Origin of the sequence: Acidovorax radicis N35 (genome assembly GCF_000204195.1) — a bacterium.
GTDB lineage: Bacteria > Pseudomonadota > Gammaproteobacteria > Burkholderiales > Burkholderiaceae_C > Acidovorax > Acidovorax radicis.
The window spans coordinates 244,663-264,976 of the sequence record NZ_AFBG01000021.1 but is presented as its reverse complement, the minus strand read 5'-3'; the positions used below and the strand labels follow the sequence as shown (position 1 = coordinate 264,976).

The window sequence follows — 20,314 nt, the reverse complement described above, 5'->3', positions numbered from 1 at the left end:
ACAGTCGGATTCAAGAGCCATGAAAACTCCCCAAATAGCCAGCAGATGGATGCAAAAGGCGAAACGTGCTGCCGCTGGCATCGCTGCAGCCGCCGCTTTCTGCGCAATAGCGTTGCCAGCGCAAGCGGCCAATATCTATGGCCCGCCCGATTTGCAGGCCAATAGCGCCAGCAATGCCCCCAACGTTTCGACTGCCGCAGTGAGCGCGGACTTCAACAACGATGGCTACCCCGACCTAGCGGTTCTCAACAGCGAAACCGACCAGCTTCTCATTTACCTAGGCACCCCCATTGGCGGCCTGGCGTTGAAGCATGATTTCAATAATCTGGTGTTCGGTCTGCAAAAAGCCAACGGTATCTCCGCTGGCGACATCGATGGAGATGGCAAGATTGATTTGGTGATTACCGACAATCTGGGCGTATCCGTATTGAAGGGCTCAGGCAACAGCAATGGGGACTTCAGCGCTTTTGTTCCGCAGCGGCCAGGGCTTGCGGATGCGAGTGATTATGGTGCTTCAAACCCCATGCTCGCCGACTTGAACCATGACGGAAGATTGGACATCGTTGTCGCTGTGTACGATCCCGGAAATTTCGGTGGAACCTCTTATTTTGAGGTTTTGCAGAATATCGGTTTCGGTAATTTCCTTCTGGTGGGGCAGCACGAGGTGACCTACAGCGGACTGTCCATGAATAAATCTGTGCGAGAAGCACAGGTGGCCGATATTGACGGGGATGGGGAGCCCGACCTGGTTTTTTCAGACGCCGTCAGCGGGGGAACGGTTTCATGGCTGAAAGGGGCGGGCAACGGATCGTTTGCGCCCCAAGCGCAGATTCTTGGCGCGGGAGGTAGTGTCGGCAATATTGGCGATATTGAAGTCGCTGATATCGATGGAGATGGCAAACTCGATTTGCTCATGCAGAACATTTACGGCCAGGGGGTGTGGCTGGCCAAAGGCGTTGGCAACGGCATATTCTTGCCTTCCACCAAGCTTTTCACCACGGGGGTTTCCAACGGTGGTGGCCGTGACATGGGGCGAGTCATCGTGGCCGATGTGAATGGTGACGGCCGGCTGGACGTAATCTCGGATGGTTATGTGGGGTTGCAGCAAGCCAACCACAGCTTTGTATTGAATGAGCATATTGGCTATTCGGTCACGCGCATGCTCGCTGCCATTGATCTCAACCGCGATGGCCGCGCCGATCTCGTGACCTCAGGCCCGGGGGCCGGGAAAATTGCTGTTTTCGAGACCATTGCCCTCGCTGCTTCGTCCATCGCGACGACCGGCACGCCGCAGAGCACGGTGTTCAACACCCCTTTTGCGCAACCCCTGTCGATCAAGGTGCTCGACAGCAATGGCGTGGGCGTGCCGGGCTTGGCGGTGAGTATTACCCCGGTGAACCCCGGCCCCAGCCTGCCCATCGCGTCCACTGGCTCGGGCACCACCAATGCGCAAGGTGTCTTTAGCTATACCCCGGTTGCCAATGGCGTGATGGGTTGTTATCAGATGAAGGGATTCATCACCAGCCTGGGCAATGTGCCACTCTTCAATTTGTGCAATACCAACACGGACAGTCTGGCGGTCACGGCAGGCAACAACCAGATCACCCTGGTCAACACGGCCTTTGGCACACCGCTGCAAGTGCGGGTGACCGATGCGTCGAACAATCCGAAGGCCGGTGTCACGGTAACGTTCGGCGGCCCCAGCGTACCGTCGCGCGTGGTGCTGTCGTCGTCCACCGCAGTGACGGATGCGAACGGGTTCGCGGCGGTCTCGGCCACCGCCACGGGCAAGTCTGGCGCCTACAGTGTCAGTGCCACGGCGCCTGGCACCACCGGCGTCTCGATCAAGCTGTCGAACTCCGCGCCGGCCGGCGCCGCCGCCGCCATTGCCTTTGACGTGTCCACGCCGCAATGGACGTACGTCACCAAGCCGTTCTCGGCACCTGTCACGGCGCACGTGCAGGACTTTTTTGGCAACCCGGTGCAAGGCGCAACGGTTGTTTTTGCCATCACGACCGATCCGGTATCGGGTGCCACGGCGAGCTTCTCCACACTGACGGCGGTGACCAATGCTGCGGGCAACGCACAGGTGAGCGGGACGGCCAACGGGTTTGTCGGCACCTACTCGGTGAAGGCCAGCGTGCAAGGCAGTTCGTTGGTCAGCCCCCAAAACCGCGTGCTGAGAAACGTGGCGGATCTGCCCAAGTTCATGACCACGGTGAGCGGTACCCCCCAAAGCACGCCGATCAATACCACCTTTGCCCAGAAACTGCGCGTGAAAGTCACTGGCTGGGACGGCAGCAGCACGCCGCAAGTGCGTGTCTATTTCACGACCGCTGGCGGGGTGGTGCTGTCTGCCGAAAGCGCGCTGGCCGATGCCAATGGTTTCGCGGAAGTCACGGCCACCGCTAGCGCCGCGGTGGGCTTGCACCAGGTCAGCGCCGTGGTGTACGACACCGTGCTGGAGCAACCTGTCACGCAGACGTTTGACTTGACGAACACCGCGGGAGCCATCCCGCCTGGCGGGGGCGGCGACCCTGTGTCGGTGCCCATGAACAGTCCGCTGGCACTGATGGGCCTGTCGTTGGCCATGCTGGCCTTCGTCCGGCGCCGCATGCGGCGATAACCCGTCCAGGGGGCCACCACTGAGGGCCGCAGGCGTCCACAGTGGTGTCCGCCTTGCTGTTCTTCAACGTGCGCAGGCGCTCGCGCCAGTGTGGGTGCCGGTGGCCAGGGCGAGGAGTGCGAGAAGTTTGTTCACGGCGTGTCTGGGCGGGTGCCTGCGATTCACACCGTTGAAATTTCCATCGTCCTTGCGTTACGCTGCTGCCAGGTGCTGCATGGATGCGCGCACCTGCCACGCCCTACCTCCATGTCTCTTTCTCGCACGCAGCAGCACGCCCTCGCCCGCCTGCAGCACATGGCCTGCCTGGATTTCACCGGCCCCCAGCTCATCGAGCTCGTGCTGCACGAACTGCACCAGCTGATCGGCTTCGATACGGGCGTGTACTTTCACCCCGATGCCGACGGAGTGCTGGATGCGTACATCGAGCCGTCGCCCGCGCGCGAGTGGATGCACCGCTATTTCGATCCCCAAATGATGGTGCAAGAGCTCAAGCTGGTGCGCTACAGCCTGCACGACTTCGCCGCCGCCGTGCGCCATGAGCATGGGGTGCTGGCGATGGAGCAGATCCTCCAAGTCTCCCGCCATGAATTCATTCGCAGCGATTTCTACAACGAGCTGGCGCGGCCTTCGGAGTGGCAGGATTTTCTGAGCCTGGTGCTGCGCACGCCGCAGGGTCGCGGCTTGGGCTCGCTCAAGCTGTGCCGCAAGCCCGGCGCGCCGCGCTTTGTGTCCGGGGAGATCGCCCTGCTGGAACAGCTCGCACCGTGGCTGGCGCGTGCGTTGCAGCCCGGTGAGATGGATGCGCAGGGCAGTGTGGTGCAAGACAGCGCCATGCTGGTCGCCACGGCGGAGGGCAGGCTACTGTGGACGTCGCCCCAGGCGGATCGGCTGATGGCGTTGGCCTTTGGCCTGCGCTGGTACCGCCGCAGTGAGCTGCCGCCTGCGCTGCGCTTTTTATTGGAACGCATGCGATCGGTGGGGGAGGGCAACACGGACTGGGGCCAGGCGCCCGAGCTGCCGCAACTGGACCTGAACAATGCCAGCGGTTGGTTTTCTCTGCGCGCCACGCAGATGGCCGCTGCGGCGGGATCCGGGGAAGGTGGCAGCCACAACGACCGGGTGGTGGGCATCCACATCACACAGCGTGTGGCGCGTGTAGCGCACCTTCTGCCCACGCTGCGCGCGCTGGGCTTGCCGCAGCGCCAGCATGAGCTGGCCTACTGGCTGGTGCGTGGCGTACCCGAGGACCAGATCGCCAAGCGCATGGGCATCAGCGCCAACACGGCCACCTACCACCGGCGACAGATCTATACGCGGCTGGGCGTGCAGAGCCGCAAGGAGCTGCAGGCGTATTTGCAGACGTAGCAGCGACAAAACCCCTCGTCATTTGGCAAGGGCTTGCCGCTTGCTACAGTGGCCGCCGCCGGGCAAAGCGCACTACCGTCACGCCCGCGCGGGCCTGCCGCACCGAGGGCATCACGAGCACGCAGTTGTCATAGGGCGTGGCCACGGGCACACCATCGTTGTCTCCGATCACCGTGCCGGCCTTCTCGAAGACCTCCAGCCCGGTGTATGGCGCCACGAAGCGGAAGGCGCTGCTGGTGGCGACCACGGGGCCGGTCACTTCCAGCGCCCACTGGCGGGGCGCATCGGGCAGGCACCAGTCGGGCAACTGCTGCGCCAAGGCCTCGGCGCTGAGCACGCCGGACTGCGCGAGGAAACGCACACACTGGTCCTGCGCCACCGCGCGGCTTGCGGGGTCACCGTGGAAGCCGCATTCGATGAGCAGGGAGCGGGTGTCCCCACCCTCGGCGTCCAGCCAACCGAAGCGGCCGTAGTCGCGCATGCGAACGCCGTCCTTGTGGCCTGCGTCCACCACGACGTGTTCGGGCGAGCGCATGGCACGCGCCAGCTCCAGGTTGCGCGGCTGAGTGCCGGTGAGCAGCAGCGGTGCCGAGGGCTCGTGCATGGAGTGGATGTCGAGCAGCCAGTCTGCGCGGGCCACAAAAGGGCGCAACGCGGCGGCCCGGCGGCGCTCAGCCGTGTCGGCCGCGTCGATGCGCTCGTCCAGCCACTGGCGGTTGAGGTCTTCGTCGGTGAAGCGCGAGGCGTCGTGGCTGCTGGCGTCGAAGCGGTCAAACGCTTCAAGGTTGCAGAACGCGAGGGTGAGCGTGCCCTGCTGCGGGCGCACGCCGGCCTCCAGCAGGCCTTTGAGCGCCCAGGCGCCGCACAGCTCGTTGCCGTGCACCAGCGCGCTGATCATCGCGTGGCGCCCGGGCCGGCCCGAGTCGAAGTGCCACACGCCTTCGGTGCCGGTGTTGCCGGCACGCCAGGCGCTGATGTCGGGCGCAGGCAGTTTGAAGGTGAGCGGTGGCACCATGCTGCGGTGAAGGTCGTCGTTGCGGTTCATTCTTCGATCTTGGCGAATTCGACGATCTTCTTGTACTTGGCCACTTCGGCAGCCAGGTACTGGTCGATGTTCACGTTGGTGGCCGCGACGGTGGAGCCGGTGGCTTCCATCTTCTTGCGGACGTCGGGCGACTGCAGGCTGTCGTTCAGGGCCTTCTTCACCTTGTCGAACACCGGCTTGGGCAGATTCGCAGGCGCCATGAGGGCAAACCACACGCCGATGTCCACGTTCTTGTACTGCGCGGTTTCGGCCAGGGCGGGGATGTCAGGGGTGGCGGCCGAGCGTTTGGCTTCGGTGGTGCCCAGGGCGATCACCTTGCCGCTCTTGATGTGCGGCAGGCCGCTGGAGAGCACGAACACGCCGTATTCCAGGTTGTTGCCCATGAGGTCGTTGGTCAGCGGCGCTACGCCGCGGTAGGGGATGTGGGTCATGAACAGCTTGCCCTGTTCCTTGACCATCTCGCCCGCGAGATGCAGCGAGGTGCCCACGCCCGAGCTGCCATAGCTGAACTTGCCGGGGTTCTTGGAGACCTTCTGCGTGAACTCGGCAAGGTTCTTCACGCCCGCGCCGGTGGACGCCACCAGCACCAGCGGCTGCGAGGCGATCAGGCCGATGGCGGTGAAGTCCTTCACGTCGTACTTCACCTTCTTGGTCACCAGCTTGTTGATGGCGATCTCGTTGCTGGCACCCACGAGCAGGGTGTAGCCGTCCGGCGCGCTGCTGGCCACCTTCTGCGCGCCGATGGCGCCACCGGCGCCGCCGATGTTCTCGATCACCACCGGTACGCCCAGTTTGTTGCCCAGCTCGGTCGCCACGGTGCGCGCGGTCAGGTCGGTGCTGCCGCCCGGGGGGTAGCCCACAACGATGGTGATGGGCTTGGAGGGATAGGCGGCATCTTGCGCCATGGCCGCAGGGGCAACCAGGGCGGCCAGACCGCACAACAGGGCGGCGCGGCGTGGCAAGGGGTGGGTGGTTCGCATGGGGGCTCCGGGTGGGGGTTCTTGTGGTGGAACCATTGTGAAAAGGCGGGCCGGTGTCTGTGGTGCTGAACTGGCACCAGTTTGTGCCAAAGTGGTTCGTCCCCTTCGGGCAAACCCGGGGTGTCAGCGCTGGGCCAGGGCTTTCCACAGTGCCTCGGCCAGCGGGCCCAGGCGGCGCTTGGGGCGGTACAGGCGTACGTCAAAACGCACTTCCATGCGCGCATCACCCGCCGGCGCGAGGCGCTTGGCCAGGCAGTCCGCATGCACCATGGACCAGGGCAACCAGGCCACGCCCAGGCCCTTTTGCACGTATTCGTAGTGTGCGTCTGCCGAATCGCACTCCACCACGCGCTGAAGCCGGGGCGCATTCGGGTTGTGTGCCAGATGGTCTTCCACCAGCCGCCCCAGAGCGAGCTGGGGCGCATAGGCCAGGTAAGGCACCGGCAGGTGGTCCTGCCCGAAGCGGTGCAGCGCCTGACCCTGTGCCGTCGCCCGCGAGATGGGCACCAGCCGGTCGGACGCCACGGTTACATGCATGAACTGGCGCGCATCCAGCCGCACCGCCAGTGCCGGGTGGTGGTAGACCAGCGAGAAGTCGGCCTCATTGCGTTCCAGCAGTGCGACGGTGTCGGCCAGTGCCCGGGTGCGGATGCACAGTTCGCCGCCCTGCAAAATGGGCTGCAGGCGCACCAGCCAGTCGGCCACCACGGTGCGTGCCAGCGTGCGGCCGGTGGCGAGCGTCACCGTGCGGGCCTGCCGGCCGGCCAGGCTTTGCAGCTCCTCGTGCGACTGCGCCAAATTGCGCGCCAGCTGTCCCGCCGTCTCCAGAAAGCTCAGTCCTGCGGGTGTGAGGGTGACCGGGCCACCGGCGCGTTCGACCAGCGGCGTGCCTGCCCAGGCTTCCAGCGCGCGGATGCGGCGGCCGAAGGCCGGGTGCGTGACATGCCGCAGTTCGGCGGCGCGGGTGAAGCTGCGCTCCTGCGCCAACACGATGAAATCTTCTAGCCACTTGAGCTGCATGGTGGCGATCCAGGTGCCGCAGCGTTGGGGGCTGAAGGTGCCGTCGGCGAGGGTCAGCGCACGCGGGCTGCTTCGAGCACGGCGCGGGTGCGCTGCGCCTCGGTGCGCGCTGCCGTAGCAAAGTCGTCGCCCTTCGAGGCGTAAAGGATGGAGCGCGAGGAGTTCACGATGATCGGACCGCCATCGCGCAGCCCGGCGCGCACGGTGGCTGCGGCGTCGCCGCCCTGAGCGCCCACACCCGGGATCAGCAGCGGCAGCGTGGGCGCAATGGCGCGCACGCGCTCGATTTCCTGCGGGTAGGTGGCGCCCACCACCAGGCCGAGCTGGCCGTTTTTGTTCCAGGGCCCTTGCGCCAGGCGTGCCACGTGTTCGTACATCAGCGGCTGGCCTTCGACGCTGGCCAGGCGCTGGGTCTGCAGGTCGTCGCCGCCCGGGTTGGAGGTGCGGCACAGCAGGAAGGCGCCCTTACCGTGGTAGGCCAGGTAGGGCTCGATGGAGTCGAAGCCCATGAACGGCGACAGCGTGACGGCATCGGCACCGTAGCGCTCGAAGGCCTCCTTGGCGTACTGCTCGGCCGTGGAGCCGATGTCGCCGCGCTTGGCGTCCAGGATCACCGGTACGTGTGGCGCATTGGCACGTATGTGCTGCATCAGGCGCTCGAGCTGGTCTTCGGCGCTGTGCGCGGCGAAGTAGGCGATCTGGGGCTTGAAGGCACACACCAGGTCGGCCGTGGCGTCCACGATGGCGGCGCAAAAGTCATAGATCTTGTGCGGGTCGCCCTGCATCCCGGCAGGAAACCGCGTCGGTTCCGGGTCCAGGCCCACGCACAGCAGGGAGTTGTTTTGCGCCGTGGCGTCGCGCAGCATGTCGGTGAAGGTCATGGGCGTGATTTTAGGTGGGGTGGCATGCACCGCCGCGTGGTTCTGCGGCTGTCGAGGCGGTTGAGAACGCGTGAGCGTACGTCCCCCGGCATTCCGCAGGCAACAAAAAAGGCCGTCGAAACGGCCTTTTTGGGGTTTTGCTCGGGGGTGGGCCAGCGTCCAGCCTATTCCCTCAGTCTCAGCGCGGTACCGCCAGCAGGCGTTGCACGTCACGGTCGTTGGGCAGTGCGTAGTCGTAGCCACGGATGATGCGGCTGTCTTCGGTGCGCACAAGCTTCAGGCTTACGTAGGTGTAGTTGGCTGCAGCCGAGTACGTGCCCACGAGCACCAGCGAGGCGTTGTGGCTGCGTGCAATGTCTTTGATTTCACGCGACAGCAACAACTCGCCAGCACCTTCGCGCACGAACACGTCGCCGCGCAGCTTGATTTCCTTGACGTTGAAGCCACCACTGGCCATGTGCGAGGCATATTGCTCGGACAGGGTGCGGCCCAGAGGGGCCGAGCGGCTCAGGTCGTTCACGTTGACCACCGTGGCAACCAGGACAGGGCCGCTGCCGATGGTGCTCATGTCGAAGCCAGCGGTCAGCTTGGCCACGGCATCCTGGCTGCTGGTCAGGAACTGGTTGCTGGCAGCTTCCTGGTACGTGGGTTCCGTGCGCACGGGCGCGCCGTTGTTGGCGCAGCCAGCCAGCAGGGCCGCTGCGGCCAGCGCGGTCAGAAGTGCTGTGGATTTCATTGCGAAACTACCTTCATGTTGACGTTCCTATAGGACGGACGCATGAACAGGGGCGTGTCCGCATTTTCCAGGTAGTACACGTCGGTCTTGCGCACCACGTACTGGCCGCCACGCGTCACGGTGGTGGTCAGGATCATTTCGGTGTTGGTCGGGCCGCCCGAGTTGATGCTGGCGCCGTAGTCGGCCAGCGAGGTCAGGCCCAGCGTGGCCAGCAGCTGCAGGTCCAGGTGTTCATGGCGCAGGCCATAGCCGGCCATCAGGCCCGCTGCAATCATGGTGAACTGGCCGGGAATGAAGTGGGGGCGTGGGCTGTTGTGGCGGACGATCTGCGTGTTGTAGGTCACGTTGAGCGTTTGGCCGGGGTCTTGCAGCACAGGGGCGCCGCTTTGGACCAGCTTGGTGATCAGGAAATCGCGGAACGCGAGGTCAAACGAGCTGGGGTTGGGTGGCAGCGCCACATGCAGCTGCGTACCTGGTGCCACACCGGACTTGTCGAGCGTGCTGAGGGTTTGCGCCACCACATCGTTCGAGACCAGCTCCCAGTGGCCCGCAGAGCGGACCTTGGGTTGTACGGTCAGCTCAAAGTTCTCCGCCAGGGGAATGGGCGAACGATAAGCACATCCCGCCAAAGTAGCCACAGCGCCAGCGAGTACCGCCAAGCTGACTGCCTTTGAAAATTTCATGATTCCCTCCTACGGACTTTGAGAGGCGGGGACATGAACAGATACATCCCACGCGATTGAAAAATAATTCTGGGCGCGATACTCAACAAAAACAAGAAAAAAATGAGGTAACTGCGCCCAGACACACGCAATTCGTTGTTTTTGGTCACAGATTGGCGTGCTTGCTTACGCGCGGCTGCATTTGCTTGTGTTCGCGTGTGTAACAGATTTCAAGCGATGGTAACGAAGCGTTTTTCGAGAATCTCGAACGCAGGAAGTGTTCTGCCTTCCAGCACTTCCAGAAACGCGCCGCCGCCCGTGGAGATGTAGCCCACCTGTTTCTCGATGCCATATTTGGCGATGGCCGCCAGGGTGTCGCCACCGCCCGCGATGCTGAAGGCGGGCGATTCGGCAATGGCTTTCGCAATTTCGCGGGTGCCGTTTTCGAAGGCCGCGAATTCAAATACGCCCACTGGGCCGTTCCAAACAATGGTGCCGGCGGATTTGAGTTGGGTGGCCAGGCGTGCGGCGGTTTCGGGGCCGATGTCGAGGATCAGGTCGTCCTCGGCCACTTCGGTGGCGGCCTTGACGGTGGCCGGGGCGTCGGCCGCAAAGGCCTTGGCGGTGACCACGTCGGTCGGGATCGGCACTTCGGCGCCGCGCGCCTTCATCGCGGCGATCACGGCACGCGCCTCGTCCAGCAGGTCGGGTTCGGCCAGGCTTTTGCCGATGGGCAGGCCCGCCGCCAGCATGAAGGTGTTGGCAATGCCGCCGCCCACGATGAGCTGGTCCACCTTGTCGGCCAGGCTCTTGAGGATGGTGAGCTTGGTCGAGACCTTGGAGCCCGCCACGATGGCTGCCAGTGGGCGCTGAGGATGGGCCAGGGCCTTGGTCAGGGCGTCGATCTCGGCCGACAGCAGCGGGCCGGCGCAGGCGATGGGGGCAAACTGCGCGATGCCATAGGTCGTGCCTTCGGCGCGGTGGGCGGTGCCAAAGGCATCGTTCACGAAGATGTCGCACAGCGCGGCCAGCTTGCGGGCCAGGTCTTCCTTGTTCTTCTTTTCGCCCACATTCAGGCGGCAGTTCTCCAGCAGCACGACCTGGCCGGGGGCGACGGTGACGCCATCCACCCAGTTCGAGACCAGCGGCACCTCGCGGCCCAGAAGCTCTGCCAGGCGCTTGGCCACGGGGGCCAGCGAGTCTTCGGGCTTGAATTCACCTTCGGTTGGGCGACCGAGGTGGCTGGTCACCATGACGGCAGCCCCTGCGTCCAGAGCCAGGCGGATGCAGGGAATCGATGCGCGGATGCGGGTGTCTTCGGTGATGCGGCCAGCATCGTCCTGGGGTACGTTCAGGTCGGCGCGGATGAAGACGCGCTGGCCTTGGGCCTTGCCTTGGGCGCACAGATCGGAAAAGCGGAGGATGTTCATGGAGTGGTTAGCTTGGTGAGGGCACGTGGATCAGCGCCGCCATTTTAGTGATCGAAGCCCATGCCGCTCCCGTGCCCATGCCAGTGCACCCGTGGAACTGGCTTTGCCAGGCCACCGGGTGCGTCCCCCTCCGGGGGGAAGGCGCCAAAGGCGACTCAGGGGGGCTTCACCGCCTACCAGCCCCAGCCGATGTGCAGTGGCAGGTACACCACCATGCCGACGACGATGGTGCCCAGGATGCCGCGCTGCCAGAAGTAGTAGGCGGCTGCGCACACCACCGCAGGGAGTCGGGCATCCATGAAGGTGTCAATCAGTTCGCCCTTCGTCATGAGCATCTCGGGCGCAATGACTGCAGCCAGTGCTGCCAGCGGTGCGTACTTGAGCCCACGCTTGAGCCAGTCGGGCAGCGGCAATTCGCGTTCGGGAATCATGAAGAACGAGCGCGACACCACGGTGATCACGGCCAGGCCGAAGATGGCGATGGCGGGTTCGATCCAGGACCAGTGGTTCATGGATGACGCTCCTCGCGCAGTGGCACGACATCGCCCGCCTCGACCTGCTCGCGCTCTTCGGGCGGCAGCACACTGTCCGCAGGCAGCAGGACCAGTTCGGGTTTGTGGCGGCGGCGGTCCACCGCCTCCATCAGCAGGCCGGCGGCGACCGCGGCGGCAATGGCCACCAGGATGTTGAGCTTGAGCGGCAATGCAAAGGCGGCAATCGCGGCCGTGGCGGCAACACCGGTGGCCAGCCAGGTGGCCCGGTCGAACAGCAGCGACAGCAGCACACCCAGCAGTGCCAGCACGCCCGCAAACCCCAGGCCCCACGACAGCGGCACGGCGTTGGCCAGCAGGATGCCTGCGATGGATGGCACCTGCCAGGCCAGCCAGTTGGTGGTGGCCGCGCCCCAGAAATAGGGCACCTGCTCGGGCTGGGGACGTGGCTCGGGGAAGCGCTTCATGAAGGCCACGTAGATCACGTCGCCGCTGAAATAGCCCACGGCCAGGCGCTGGCGCAGCGGCAGATGCACGAAGTAGCTGCGCCACATGCTGCTGAAGATCACGAAGCGCAGGTTCACGCAGCTGGCCGTCAGCCAGACCACCCACAGCGGTGCACCCACGGCCATCAGGGGGATGACGGCGAGCTGCGCGCTGCCGGCATACACCACCAGCGACATGAAGATGGCGATGCCGACCGGCAGGCCACTTTTGACCATGACGACCCCGGTTACCAGGCCCCAGGCCCCGATGCCCACGGCTGTGCCCGCCATGTCGATGGCGGCCACGCGAAAGGAAGGGTGGCGCAGCGTGCTGCCGATCGCGGCCCTGCGGCTCATGCCGGTGTCGCCGCCGTGGGGGGCGGGGTGCCCAGCACCATGCCGGGTCGGAGGTCGAAACCCCGCAGGAAGTCCGCCGCCGCCAGCCGCTTGCCGCCCGCGCGCTGCAAGGTGGTCAGTCGCAACGCGCCCTCGCCGCAGGCGACCACTACTCCCTCGCTGTCTACAGATAAAATTTGGCCGTAGCGCTTATCTGTATTTGATTTGTTGCTATCAATTTCGTAGTTCCATATCTTGATCGTTTCCCCGGCGCACTCGGTGCTGGCCCCGGGGAAGGGATCGAACGCCCGGATGCGCTGGCCGATCACCCTGGCGGGCAGCGACCAGTCGATGGTGCTCTCTGCCTTCTCGATCTTGTGGGCATAGGTGATGCCCTCGGTGGGCTGGGGTACGGCCTTCAGCCCTCCACAAGCCGCCAGCTCCAGCGCCTCCACGATCATGCGGCCCCCGAGGAGTGCCAGCTGGTCGTGCAGGGCGGCGGTCGTGTCTGTGGGGGCGATGGCCAGCCGTTCCATCAGCAGCATGGCGCCGGTGTCCAGGCCGGCGTCCATCTGCATGATGGTGACGCCGGTTTCGGCATCCCCGGACTCAATGGCACGGTGGATGGGGGCGGCGCCGCGCCAGCGCGGCAGCAGGCTGGCGTGGATGTTGAGACATCCCAAACGCGCCCCCACGCTTCCCGCTGCGCGTGGTTCGCTGCCCCCCGAGGGGGCCTTCGCGCCTTCGGGCGGCCGTGCGGCGCTCATGGCGTCCAGCACCCATTGCGGCAGGATCAGCCCATAGGCAGCCACCACCATCACATCGGCCTGCACGGACCGCAGCGCATCGCGCGCGGCGGTTGCGTCATCGGGGTACTTGCCATCCAGGCGCAGGCTGCGCGGCTGCGCGACGGGGATGCCGTGCTCCAGCGCGCATTGCTTGACGGGGGATGCCTGAAGCTTCATGCCGCGCCCGGCGGGGCGGTCGGGCTGGGTCAGAACCAGGGGCACCGTGAACCCCGCGGCCAGCAGCCGCTCCAGCGCCACACGGGCAAATTCAGGCGTACCGGCAAAAATGACTCTCATGAAACAGATGTTGGGAGGTAAGTGCGCACTCAGTCGCGCGTATTGTCAAAGTTGGGAAGCTCGTCCGTGAACATCACCAGCCGCACCACGCCCTGGGGGTCCAGATGGACGTGGGCAAGGCGCGGGTCGGAGTTCTGGCGGAAGCGGTAGGTCCAGATGTCGCCCTCAAACCGTGCCACGCGCTCCACGCGCAAGGGGGGGCCGAAGGTGCGTTGCACATCGGCGGCAGTCCATACACCCACGGGAATGTTCTCAAAGCGCGTCTGCGTCAGCACCTGCTCGTTGCGCACCAGCCTGCCGCTGGCATCGAAATCGAGGTTGTAGGCCGCAAACCCTGCGGGGAGTTCGGAGTACAGCAGACGCTCGCCGCTTGGCAGGGGGACGGTGGCGGTGGGCGGCCCCAGCCGGGCGACCACCTCGGCGCGCAGGGCGCCGGGCTCTTCGCGGGCAGGCAGCGCACAGCCCGCCAGTTGAACGACCAGCGCCAGAAGCGCCAGCACTCCGCCACCCCTCAGGGTGCAGAGCGCCGGGCGCATCACTCGCGGGCCCCCCGCTGCTGCTTGATCATCTTGGTCTTGATGCGGTTGCGCTTGAGCGGAGAGAGGTACTCCACAAACACCTTGCCCATCAGGTGGTCCATCTCGTGCTGAATGCAGACAGCCAGCAGCCCATCGGCCTCGATGACGCGGGACTGGCCCTGCGCGTCCAATGCCCGCACGTGCACGGCATCGAAACGCTCGACACCGTCGTAGATGCCGGGCACCGAGAGGCAGCCTTCGTCATTGAGGTGCTTCTCGGCACTGGTCCAGACAAGTTCGGGATTGATCAGCACCAGCGGTTGGTCGCGCTCTTCAGAGACATCGATGACCACCAGCCGCTCGTGCACATCCACCTGGGTGGCAGCCAGGCCAATGCCATGGGCGTCGTACATGGTGGCCAGCATGTCGGAGACCAATGTCCGGATGCGGTCGTCCACTGCCTGGATGGGGTGTGCAACCTTATGAAGCCGGGGGTCCGGGTAACAGAGAATGGGGAGGATTGCCATGAAAGCTGCCAAGAGATGTCGCTATTTTCGCCACTTTTAAGGCCTGCTGCAGCGCTCCAGGCCAATAATCGTTGCCGAATCAAGGGCTTGAGCAGAGAATCTAAGTAGCTTTGTAACGTATTTGCCCGGCTGCGCGGTTGCACCGTGCACCGAGGTGCCAGCGAGGGGGCGTTTCCCAATGCATGAGAAAAGGAACAACATGACAGCATTCACCAGCGTGCGGCGGACCGCCCTGGGCGCGCTCACCATCATCGCTGGCGCTTTGCTGGTCGCACCGGCTCAGGCCCAGAACCACTCCGTCTCCAGTGGCCAGCGCGCCACGGCGCAGCAGGTTTCTGAGCGCGGTATCCCCCTTTCAGAGCTGGCACCCAATGCGCCCGACACCTACACGGTTCAGCGTGGCGACACGCTGTGGGGTATTGCGGGCCTGTACCTCAAGCGTCCCTGGCGCTGGCCTGAACTGTGGGGCATGAACCTCAAGGCCATTGCGAACCCCCACCTGATTTATCCCGGTCAGACGCTCTATCTGGACAAGGATGGCGGTTATGCCCGCCTGCGGACCACGCCACCCGGCGTTTCCGAGTCCGAGCCACAGACGGTGCGCGTGTCTCCCCGCACCCGCAGCGACAGCCTGGCCAGTACCGCGCTTCCCACGCTCAAGTCTCACCTGATCGAGCCCTTCCTTGTGGAGCCCCTGGTGGTGGATGCCCAAGTGCTCCAGCGGGCACCCCGCATCGTGGCCACTACCGAGGACCGCGTGCTGATGGCCAGTGGTGACCGCGCCTATGTGCGCGGTGACGCTTCGGCACCCGTCCGCGCCGAGCCAGGCGAACCACGCTTCTTCCGTGTCTTCCGCGATGCGGTAGCCATGAAGGATCCGGTGACGGGCGAAATCCTCGGGTACGAAGCGCAGTACCTGGGCAAGGCAGAGCTGGTGCGGGGCGAGTCTTTTGAAGACATTCCCAATGGCAAGGGCGGCTATGTTTCCGAATATGTGCCTGCCACCGTGGATCTGTCCGGCACCAAGGAGGAGATTCGCGCAGGGGACCGCATCCTGCCCGCGCCTGCCCGGGTCTTTACCAGCTACACCCCCCGTGCGCCCCATATCGATGTGGATGCGCGGGTCGTCTCCATCTATGGCAGCTTCTCGGCGGCTTATGCCGCACAGAACCAGGTGGTTGCGATCAACATGGGTGCGCAGGACGGCATCGAGCCAGGCCACGTCCTGTCGTTGCTGACCAAGGGCGACCGCATCAAGGATGTGACCGGCGATGCGAAGACCACGATCAAGCTGCCCAGCGAGAGCAACGGTACCGCCATGGTGTTCCGCACCTTCGACCGCGTCTCGTATGCACTGATTCTGGAAATCCGCAGTGGCGTGCGCGTGGGCGATCGCCTGATCAATCCTCAGGAATAACTGCGAGGGCCTGCCTTGGCCGCGCAGCCGCCTGCGGGCGGCTGGGTGGCTTGGCTGGCGCTGCCGCTGTTTCCTCCAAGAACCGCCACCATGGACCGCGAAGAGTTGGGTGCTTGGCTGCGCCTCACCCTTTCCCCGGGTGTGGGAAATGGCGCGGCGCGGCGTCTGCTGACACGCTTTGGCCTGCCCCAGGAAATCTTCCGGCAGCCCGAATCGGCCTTGCAGCACTGTGTGACCTTGGCCCAAGCCAAGGCGCTGTGCACCGTGCCCAGCACCTGGGAAGCGTTGCTGGAGACCACCTGGCAATGGCTGGAGGGTGCAGATTTGCAGGGGCCTGCCCGTGCGGTGGTCACTCTGGGTGATGCCCGGTATCCGCCGTCGCTTCTCGACACCGAAGACCCGCCGCTGCTCATGTACCTGATGGGGCCAGCCCAGTTGCTTGCGCAAAACCCGTTTCCCACGGACCGGTGCCTTGCGGTCGTCGGAAGCCGCAACCCGACCGCGCAAGGCGCGGAAAACGCGAAGCTCTTCTCCCGAACCTTGCGCGGGGCGGGCTTCACCATTGTCTCGGGGCTCGCACTGGGGGTGGATGCTGCCGCCCATGAGGGCGCGCTGGACGTACCCACTGGCCCGACGGCGGAGGTTGCACCTGCCACCATTGCTGTGGTGGGCACAGGGCTGGACCGTGTCTACCCTCGCAAGAACCTAGACCTCGCCCACCGCATCGCTGCCCATGGGCTGCTGGTCAGCGAGTACCCCTTGGGCACACCACCGCTGGCGGCCAATTTTCCCAAGCGCAACCGCATCATCTCCGGCCTCTCCCAAGGCACCCTCGTGGTAGAGGCGGCATTGGCATCAGGGTCGCTGATCACCGCCCGAATGGCGGCTGAGCAGGGCCGTGAGGTCTTCGCCATCCCCGGCTCCATTCACGCGCCGCAATCGCGGGGTTGCCATGCGCTCATACGCCAGGGCGCCAAGCTGGTGGAATCCGCGCAGGATGTGCTGGAGGAATTGCGCATGCCTCCCGCTCCGATGGGCGACAGGCGCTCGGCAGATTCTGGGGCTGCCGCGCCTGTCGGCGAACCCATGGCCACCCGAGAGGCCGAAAGCCCCCTACTGCAGGCGTTGGGCTTTGACCCCATGGGTGTCGATGCGCTGGTGGCCCGCACGGGCCTGGACGCCGCGTCGCTGCAGGTGGAATTGCTGGAGCTGGAACTGGATGGCCAAGTGGCGCGTTTGCCCGGTGGCCTGTACCAGCGACTGGGAAGCGCCTGACGCTTGCTCAGGATCTTGCGTCTGTGGCGTGCCTTGGTGTCACCGCGGGCGGTAGCACTGCGTTGACGCCCTCGCCTGAAAACAGCCTCAGTCCAGCAACCGCTCGGGGTTGGCGTCCAGCTTGGCCAATGCGTCGCGTGTGGCGCGCAAGGTCAGGCCTTCTTCGTCCTGCGCAACGAGCAAGCCGGCCTGCAGGTACGCAGCCAGCCTGCGCAGCTGGATCAGGTAGCTGCTGCCATCCACGGCCGCGAACAGGTGCAACTGTTTGCGCTGGCTCTGCCACGCGTACTGCACCTGGGCCGAGGCGCCGTTGTGGTCCAGCGTGTACCAGGTACCGGGTTGCAGTTCCTGGGCCCAGGCCACCATGGCGTCCTCCACCGGGGCGCCGTTGTCGGCAACCACATGGATCGAAGAGGCATCAATGCCCAGCATCATCTCGATGTTGTCCGCATTGAGTGGCATATCGCCCAGCGTTGCGTCGCTAATGAAGTCCTCCAGATTGGCAAGGCGTTTGGCCATGGCGTCGATGTGTGCCTGGGGAATGGAAGCCGTCTTGGACAGGAAGGCATCGGCCAGTGTGTCGGTCAGGACCTTGATCTGGGTGTCCTGTATCGCTCCGTTGATGCCCATGAGGGCCAATCCCTGGCGCAGGCGCTGCAGCAGGCCTGGAAGATTCTGGATGACCTGTGCGCGGTCGCTGCGGTTGGGCTTGGCGCTGGCGGCCCAGACGAGGTCGGCGGCGGTGCGCTTGAGCGAGATGGTGTCTGCGTGCTGGGGGCCGTCGCGCACAGCCGAGAGGGCCAGGACCTCGGCCCAGGTCTTGAAGAGAAACTCGCGGATCTCGTCGCGTACCGGCATGTCGCGCAGCATGGTGCGCAGTTCGATGGTGTACTGGATCGCCAGCGTTTCCTTCTGTTCGACCTGCTGGGCCACCGTCACCAGGCGCGAGGTGGCCTGCTTTTCGGTGAGGAACTTGGACAGGAACTTCTCGAACTCGTCGTAGACCAGCTGGAACACCCGGCGGCCGGTTTCGGGGTATTGCTCGATCACCTGAACCACGCGGCGGATCTCTGCCTCCAGCGCGCTGCCATTGATGCTGGTGGCGTCAAAGCCCATCACACAGGCGCCCATGCGGTCGATCAACTGGCGCGCGGGGTGATTGAGATTGCTGAAAAACTCCGGCTCCGCCAGGGCCACGCGCAGCACAGGCACCTGCAGCCGTGCAAACCAGACGCGCACGGCTGGCGGAATGCGGTCTTCGGCCAGGATGCTCTGGAACATGAGGGCCACCACTTCGATGATGGCTTTTTCCCCTGCCGTGGAGGCTTTTTTCTTGAGTTCGGTCGAGCGTTCGCGCACGGCCCCTGCCAACTGCACCACGGCCGCAGGGCTGTAGTCCTCCATCAGTGTGGCAACGCCGCTGTAGTAGGTGTCCGCATGCACGCGGTGGGCGGTGAGGGCATGGGCCAGCGCCGCAGACGCCGGTGGGGCATTGACCATGTCAAACCCGGTGGCGGGCTGGGTCAGCAGCCTGCGCAATTGCCCCATCACGCCATGGGCGCGCTGGCGAGCGCGTGCCAGGGGAGTCATGCCCGTAGCAAACGCGGTGGGCATGCCGTGCTGTGGGTAGCCCGGTGGGGGCATGCGGGGCGGATACTGCTGCGGCGTGCGGCCGCCCTGGGGGGTCATGCCTCCACGCGCTGCCGCCATGGCGTCCCGGGTCTGGGCCAGCGCCTGGGACGCCAGGCCTCCCGCGCCGGAGTCGTTGTTGGCACCGCCGCCGGTGACTGCGCCACCTGCCGTGCGCCGCACACGCGACTTCAGGTCAGTCTGGGGCGTCACACCCTGTTCCACATAGAACACGTTGACGGCCTGGTATTGCTTCTGGAGCAGGTTGGCCAGTTCGCGCTGCAGCGGGTCGACCACGGTCTGCAGGTCGGTGCGTGGCAGGCCGGCCTCCACCCACTGTTCGACCAGCAGCAGGCACACGGCCTCAGGACGGAGGATGTCGCTGTTGTCGAGCTCCTGGCCTTCCAGCGACTGGGTGCGCTGGCGCAGCGTGTCGAATTGTTGGCTGACCTGCTCGCTGACCGTGAGGGCCATGCGCGAAGCCAGGATCTTGTTTTCCACCACGTCGTCGCTCAGCAGCTCAAACTGTGGGCCCGCGCCGTTGGTGGCCAGCGCGCCGCGGGTGGTGCTGCTGTGGGGTGCCAGTGCATCGCGCCATGCCTTGCCGGTGCGATCGGTCCAAACGGAATGCCGTTGCTGGTAGAGCATCCAGGCATCACGGTGCGACTGCATTTCGCGCGCCGTGCCTGTCTGGGTCATCAGCGTCGTCAGAAAATCCAGGACGGTCTTGTCCAGGTCGGGAAGTCCGGCGCAAAGCCCCTCGACCAACCGCTGGCGCGCCTGGCGGGCTAGCCGGCGCTGCGGAACGGAAGAGGGTGTGGGCTGCATGGGCCGATATTAGCGGGTCAGACGGTAGCTCCGGCATGGGGATCGTTCGGATCCCCATCTTTTCTGATGGGCTTGACAAGGTCCTCGCGCTTTACGCCAAGCCACATGGCAATGGCCGCTGCGACGAACACGGACGAGTAGATGCCGAACAGGATACCGATCGTGAGCGCCAGTGCAAAGTAGTGCAGGCTGGGGCCGCCAAAGAAGAACATCGACAGCACCATAGCCTCGGTCGAGGCGTGGGTGATGATCGTGCGGCTCATCGTGCTCGTGATGGCGTGGTCAATCACCTCGTGGGTGGTCATCTTGCGGTACTTGCGGAAGGCCTCGCGAATCCGGTCGAAGATCACGACCGACTCATTCACCGAATACCCCAGCACGGCCAGCACGGCGGCCAGCACCGACAGCGAGAATTCCCACTGGAAGAACGCGAAGAAGCCCAGGATGATCACCACGTCGTGCAGGTTGGCGATGATGGCCGCGACACCAAACTTCCACTCAAAGCGGAAGGCCAGGTAGATCACGATGCCCACGACCACCATGGCCAGCGCCATCAGGCCGCCATGCACCAGTTCCTCGCCCACCTGCGGGCCGACAAATTCGGTGCGGCGCAGCGTGACCTCTGGGTTGGCTGCCTTGAGCGCGCCCAAAACCTGCTCGCTTTGCTGTGCCGACGTCACACCCTTTTGTACGGGCAGCCGGATCATCACGTCGCGGGCGGTGCCGAAGTTCTGCACTTGCACGTCGGGGTAACCCAGGCCGGAGACGGTCTCCCGGACCTTGGCCAGTTCAGCGGGCTGGCTGTAGGCCACTTCCATGACCGTACCGCCGGTGAACTCCACCGACAGGTGCAGGCCACGGGTCAGCAGGAAGAACACCGCGAGCGCGAAGGTGATGAAGGAGATCGCGTTGAAGATCAACGCGTGCTTCATGAAGGGGATGTCTTTTTTGATGCGAAAGAATTCCATGGCCGCTGTC

Annotated in this window: 18 protein-coding genes; 4 read left to right on the top strand and 14 right to left on the bottom strand. The window is 64.8% G+C overall.

Annotated features, from left to right (window positions below; all coding sequences use genetic code 11):
- The first annotated feature begins 19 nt into the window (after positions 1-19).
- Both ARADN35_RS0118220 and ARADN35_RS0118215 read left to right on the top strand, forming a co-directional pair.
- Positions 20-2,626, top strand: a complete 2,607-nt coding sequence (locus ARADN35_RS0118220) for an FG-GAP-like repeat-containing protein (RefSeq protein WP_081474668.1) — start codon at positions 20-22, stop codon at positions 2,624-2,626.
- 246 nt (positions 2,627-2,872) lie between these two features.
- Entirely contained in the window at positions 2,873-3,991 is a 1,119-nt protein-coding gene (locus tag ARADN35_RS0118215; protein ID WP_029414158.1) for a helix-turn-helix transcriptional regulator, read from the top strand.
- Positions 3,992-4,034: 43 nt separating this feature from the next.
- Here the strand turns inward: ARADN35_RS0118215 and ARADN35_RS0118210 are convergent, their stop codons facing one another.
- The 12 genes from ARADN35_RS0118210 to def form a co-directional block, all read right to left on the bottom strand.
- Positions 4,035-5,036 carry a M14 family metallopeptidase gene (locus ARADN35_RS0118210; RefSeq protein ID WP_010464639.1) on the bottom strand — a complete coding sequence of 334 codons (1,002 nt, stop codon included), beginning with the start codon at positions 5,034-5,036 and terminating at the stop codon, positions 4,035-4,037.
- The gene (locus tag ARADN35_RS0118205) at positions 5,033-6,016 is read right to left on the bottom strand and encodes a Bug family tripartite tricarboxylate transporter substrate binding protein (protein ID WP_010464637.1); all 984 of its coding nucleotides are present in this window, start codon (positions 6,014-6,016) and stop codon (positions 5,033-5,035) included. The genes ARADN35_RS0118210 and ARADN35_RS0118205 overlap by 4 nt, the downstream gene beginning before the upstream one ends.
- Positions 6,017-6,139: 123 nt before the next feature.
- A complete protein-coding gene (locus ARADN35_RS0118200; RefSeq protein ID WP_010464635.1) occupies positions 6,140-7,036 on the bottom strand; it encodes a LysR family transcriptional regulator in 897 nt (298 codons plus the stop codon).
- 53 nt (positions 7,037-7,089) lie between these two features.
- Positions 7,090-7,917, bottom strand: a complete 828-nt coding sequence (gene pyrF / locus ARADN35_RS0118195) for an orotidine-5'-phosphate decarboxylase (RefSeq protein ID WP_010464634.1) — start codon at positions 7,915-7,917, stop codon at positions 7,090-7,092.
- Between the two features lie 178 nt (positions 7,918-8,095).
- The gene (locus ARADN35_RS0118190; protein WP_010464633.1) at positions 8,096-8,653 is read right to left on the bottom strand and encodes a FlgO family outer membrane protein; all 558 of its coding nucleotides are present in this window, start codon (positions 8,651-8,653) and stop codon (positions 8,096-8,098) included.
- On the bottom strand, positions 8,650-9,336 hold the full coding sequence (locus ARADN35_RS0118185; protein ID WP_010464632.1) for a hypothetical protein: 687 nt from the start codon (positions 9,334-9,336) through the stop codon (positions 8,650-8,652). The genes ARADN35_RS0118190 and ARADN35_RS0118185 overlap by 4 nt, the downstream gene beginning before the upstream one ends.
- A 209-nt stretch (positions 9,337-9,545) precedes the next feature.
- The gene (locus tag ARADN35_RS0118180) at positions 9,546-10,745 is read right to left on the bottom strand and encodes a phosphoglycerate kinase (RefSeq protein WP_010464631.1); all 1,200 of its coding nucleotides are present in this window, start codon (positions 10,743-10,745) and stop codon (positions 9,546-9,548) included.
- A 173-nt stretch (positions 10,746-10,918) separates the two neighbouring features.
- Positions 10,919-11,257: an AzlD domain-containing protein gene (locus ARADN35_RS0118175; protein ID WP_010464630.1), complete on the bottom strand. Its 339-nt coding sequence runs from the start codon at positions 11,255-11,257 to the stop codon at positions 10,919-10,921.
- On the bottom strand, positions 11,254-12,078 hold the full coding sequence (locus ARADN35_RS0118170) for an AzlC family ABC transporter permease (RefSeq protein ID WP_010464629.1): 825 nt from the start codon (positions 12,076-12,078) through the stop codon (positions 11,254-11,256). Before ARADN35_RS0118170 ends, ARADN35_RS0118175 begins: the two co-directional genes overlap by 4 nt.
- Positions 12,075-13,142: a methionyl-tRNA formyltransferase gene (locus tag ARADN35_RS0118165; RefSeq protein WP_010464626.1), complete on the bottom strand. Its 1,068-nt coding sequence runs from the start codon at positions 13,140-13,142 to the stop codon at positions 12,075-12,077. The genes ARADN35_RS0118170 and ARADN35_RS0118165 overlap by 4 nt, the downstream gene beginning before the upstream one ends.
- A gap of 29 nt (positions 13,143-13,171) precedes the next feature.
- The gene (locus ARADN35_RS0118160) at positions 13,172-13,678 is read right to left on the bottom strand and encodes a hypothetical protein (RefSeq protein WP_010464624.1); all 507 of its coding nucleotides are present in this window, start codon (positions 13,676-13,678) and stop codon (positions 13,172-13,174) included.
- A complete protein-coding gene (gene def, locus ARADN35_RS0118155) occupies positions 13,678-14,187 on the bottom strand; it encodes a peptide deformylase (RefSeq protein ID WP_010464622.1) in 510 nt (169 codons plus the stop codon). The genes ARADN35_RS0118160 and def overlap by 1 nt, the downstream gene beginning before the upstream one ends.
- A 199-nt stretch (positions 14,188-14,386) precedes the next feature.
- Here def and ARADN35_RS0118150 point away from each other — a divergent pair, with 199 nt between their 5' ends.
- Both ARADN35_RS0118150 and dprA read left to right on the top strand, forming a co-directional pair.
- Complete coding sequence (locus ARADN35_RS0118150; RefSeq protein WP_010464621.1) at positions 14,387-15,604, top strand: LysM peptidoglycan-binding domain-containing protein; 1,218 nt, start codon at positions 14,387-14,389, stop codon at positions 15,602-15,604.
- 90 nt (positions 15,605-15,694) lie between these two features.
- Positions 15,695-16,879 carry a DNA-processing protein DprA gene (gene dprA, locus ARADN35_RS0118145; RefSeq protein WP_010464619.1) on the top strand — a complete coding sequence of 395 codons (1,185 nt, stop codon included), beginning with the start codon at positions 15,695-15,697 and terminating at the stop codon, positions 16,877-16,879.
- 87 nt (positions 16,880-16,966) lie between these two features.
- Here dprA and ARADN35_RS0118140 read toward each other — a convergent pair whose 3' ends face one another.
- Positions 16,967-19,336, bottom strand: a complete 2,370-nt coding sequence (locus tag ARADN35_RS0118140; protein ID WP_029414156.1) for a DUF1631 domain-containing protein — start codon at positions 19,334-19,336, stop codon at positions 16,967-16,969.
- Between the two features lie 17 nt (positions 19,337-19,353).
- Positions 19,354-20,304, bottom strand: coding sequence for a protein translocase subunit SecF (gene secF, locus ARADN35_RS0118135; RefSeq protein ID WP_010464615.1), 951 nt, complete (start codon positions 20,302-20,304; stop codon positions 19,354-19,356).
- Positions 20,305-20,314 lie beyond the last annotated feature (10 nt).

Bases quoted from the DNA above. Each gene is read 5' to 3' on its own strand.
- ARADN35_RS0118215 (WP_029414158.1), top strand. From the start codon at position 2,873: ATGTCTCTTTCTCGCACGCAGCAGCACGCCCTCGCCCGCCTGCAGCAC.
- ARADN35_RS0118185 (WP_010464632.1), bottom strand. From the start codon at position 9,336: ATGAAATTTTCAAAGGCAGTCAGCTTGGCGGTACTCGCTGGCGCTGTG.
- ARADN35_RS0118140 (WP_029414156.1), bottom strand. From the start codon at position 19,336: ATGCAGCCCACACCCTCTTCCGTTCCGCAGCGCCGGCTAGCCCGCCAG.
- ARADN35_RS0118175 (WP_010464630.1), bottom strand. From the start codon at position 11,257: ATGAACCACTGGTCCTGGATCGAACCCGCCATCGCCATCTTCGGCCTG.
- def (WP_010464622.1), bottom strand. From the start codon at position 14,187: ATGGCAATCCTCCCCATTCTCTGTTACCCGGACCCCCGGCTTCATAAG.
- ARADN35_RS0118150 (WP_010464621.1), top strand. From the start codon at position 14,387: ATGACAGCATTCACCAGCGTGCGGCGGACCGCCCTGGGCGCGCTCACC.
- ARADN35_RS0118220 (WP_081474668.1), top strand. From the start codon at position 20: ATGAAAACTCCCCAAATAGCCAGCAGATGGATGCAAAAGGCGAAACGT.
- ARADN35_RS0118165 (WP_010464626.1), bottom strand. From the start codon at position 13,142: ATGAGAGTCATTTTTGCCGGTACGCCTGAATTTGCCCGTGTGGCGCTG.
- ARADN35_RS0118160 (WP_010464624.1), bottom strand. From the start codon at position 13,678: ATGCGCCCGGCGCTCTGCACCCTGAGGGGTGGCGGAGTGCTGGCGCTT.
- ARADN35_RS0118200 (WP_010464635.1), bottom strand. From the start codon at position 7,036: ATGCAGCTCAAGTGGCTAGAAGATTTCATCGTGTTGGCGCAGGAGCGC.
- secF (WP_010464615.1), bottom strand. From the start codon at position 20,304: ATGGAATTCTTTCGCATCAAAAAAGACATCCCCTTCATGAAGCACGCG.
- ARADN35_RS0118170 (WP_010464629.1), bottom strand. From the start codon at position 12,078: ATGAGCCGCAGGGCCGCGATCGGCAGCACGCTGCGCCACCCTTCCTTT.
- ARADN35_RS0118210 (WP_010464639.1), bottom strand. From the start codon at position 5,036: ATGAACCGCAACGACGACCTTCACCGCAGCATGGTGCCACCGCTCACC.
- pyrF (WP_010464634.1), bottom strand. From the start codon at position 7,917: ATGACCTTCACCGACATGCTGCGCGACGCCACGGCGCAAAACAACTCC.
- ARADN35_RS0118190 (WP_010464633.1), bottom strand. From the start codon at position 8,653: ATGAAATCCACAGCACTTCTGACCGCGCTGGCCGCAGCGGCCCTGCTG.
- dprA (WP_010464619.1), top strand. From the start codon at position 15,695: ATGGACCGCGAAGAGTTGGGTGCTTGGCTGCGCCTCACCCTTTCCCCG.
- ARADN35_RS0118180 (WP_010464631.1), bottom strand. From the start codon at position 10,745: ATGAACATCCTCCGCTTTTCCGATCTGTGCGCCCAAGGCAAGGCCCAA.
- ARADN35_RS0118205 (WP_010464637.1), bottom strand. From the start codon at position 6,016: ATGCGAACCACCCACCCCTTGCCACGCCGCGCCGCCCTGTTGTGCGGT.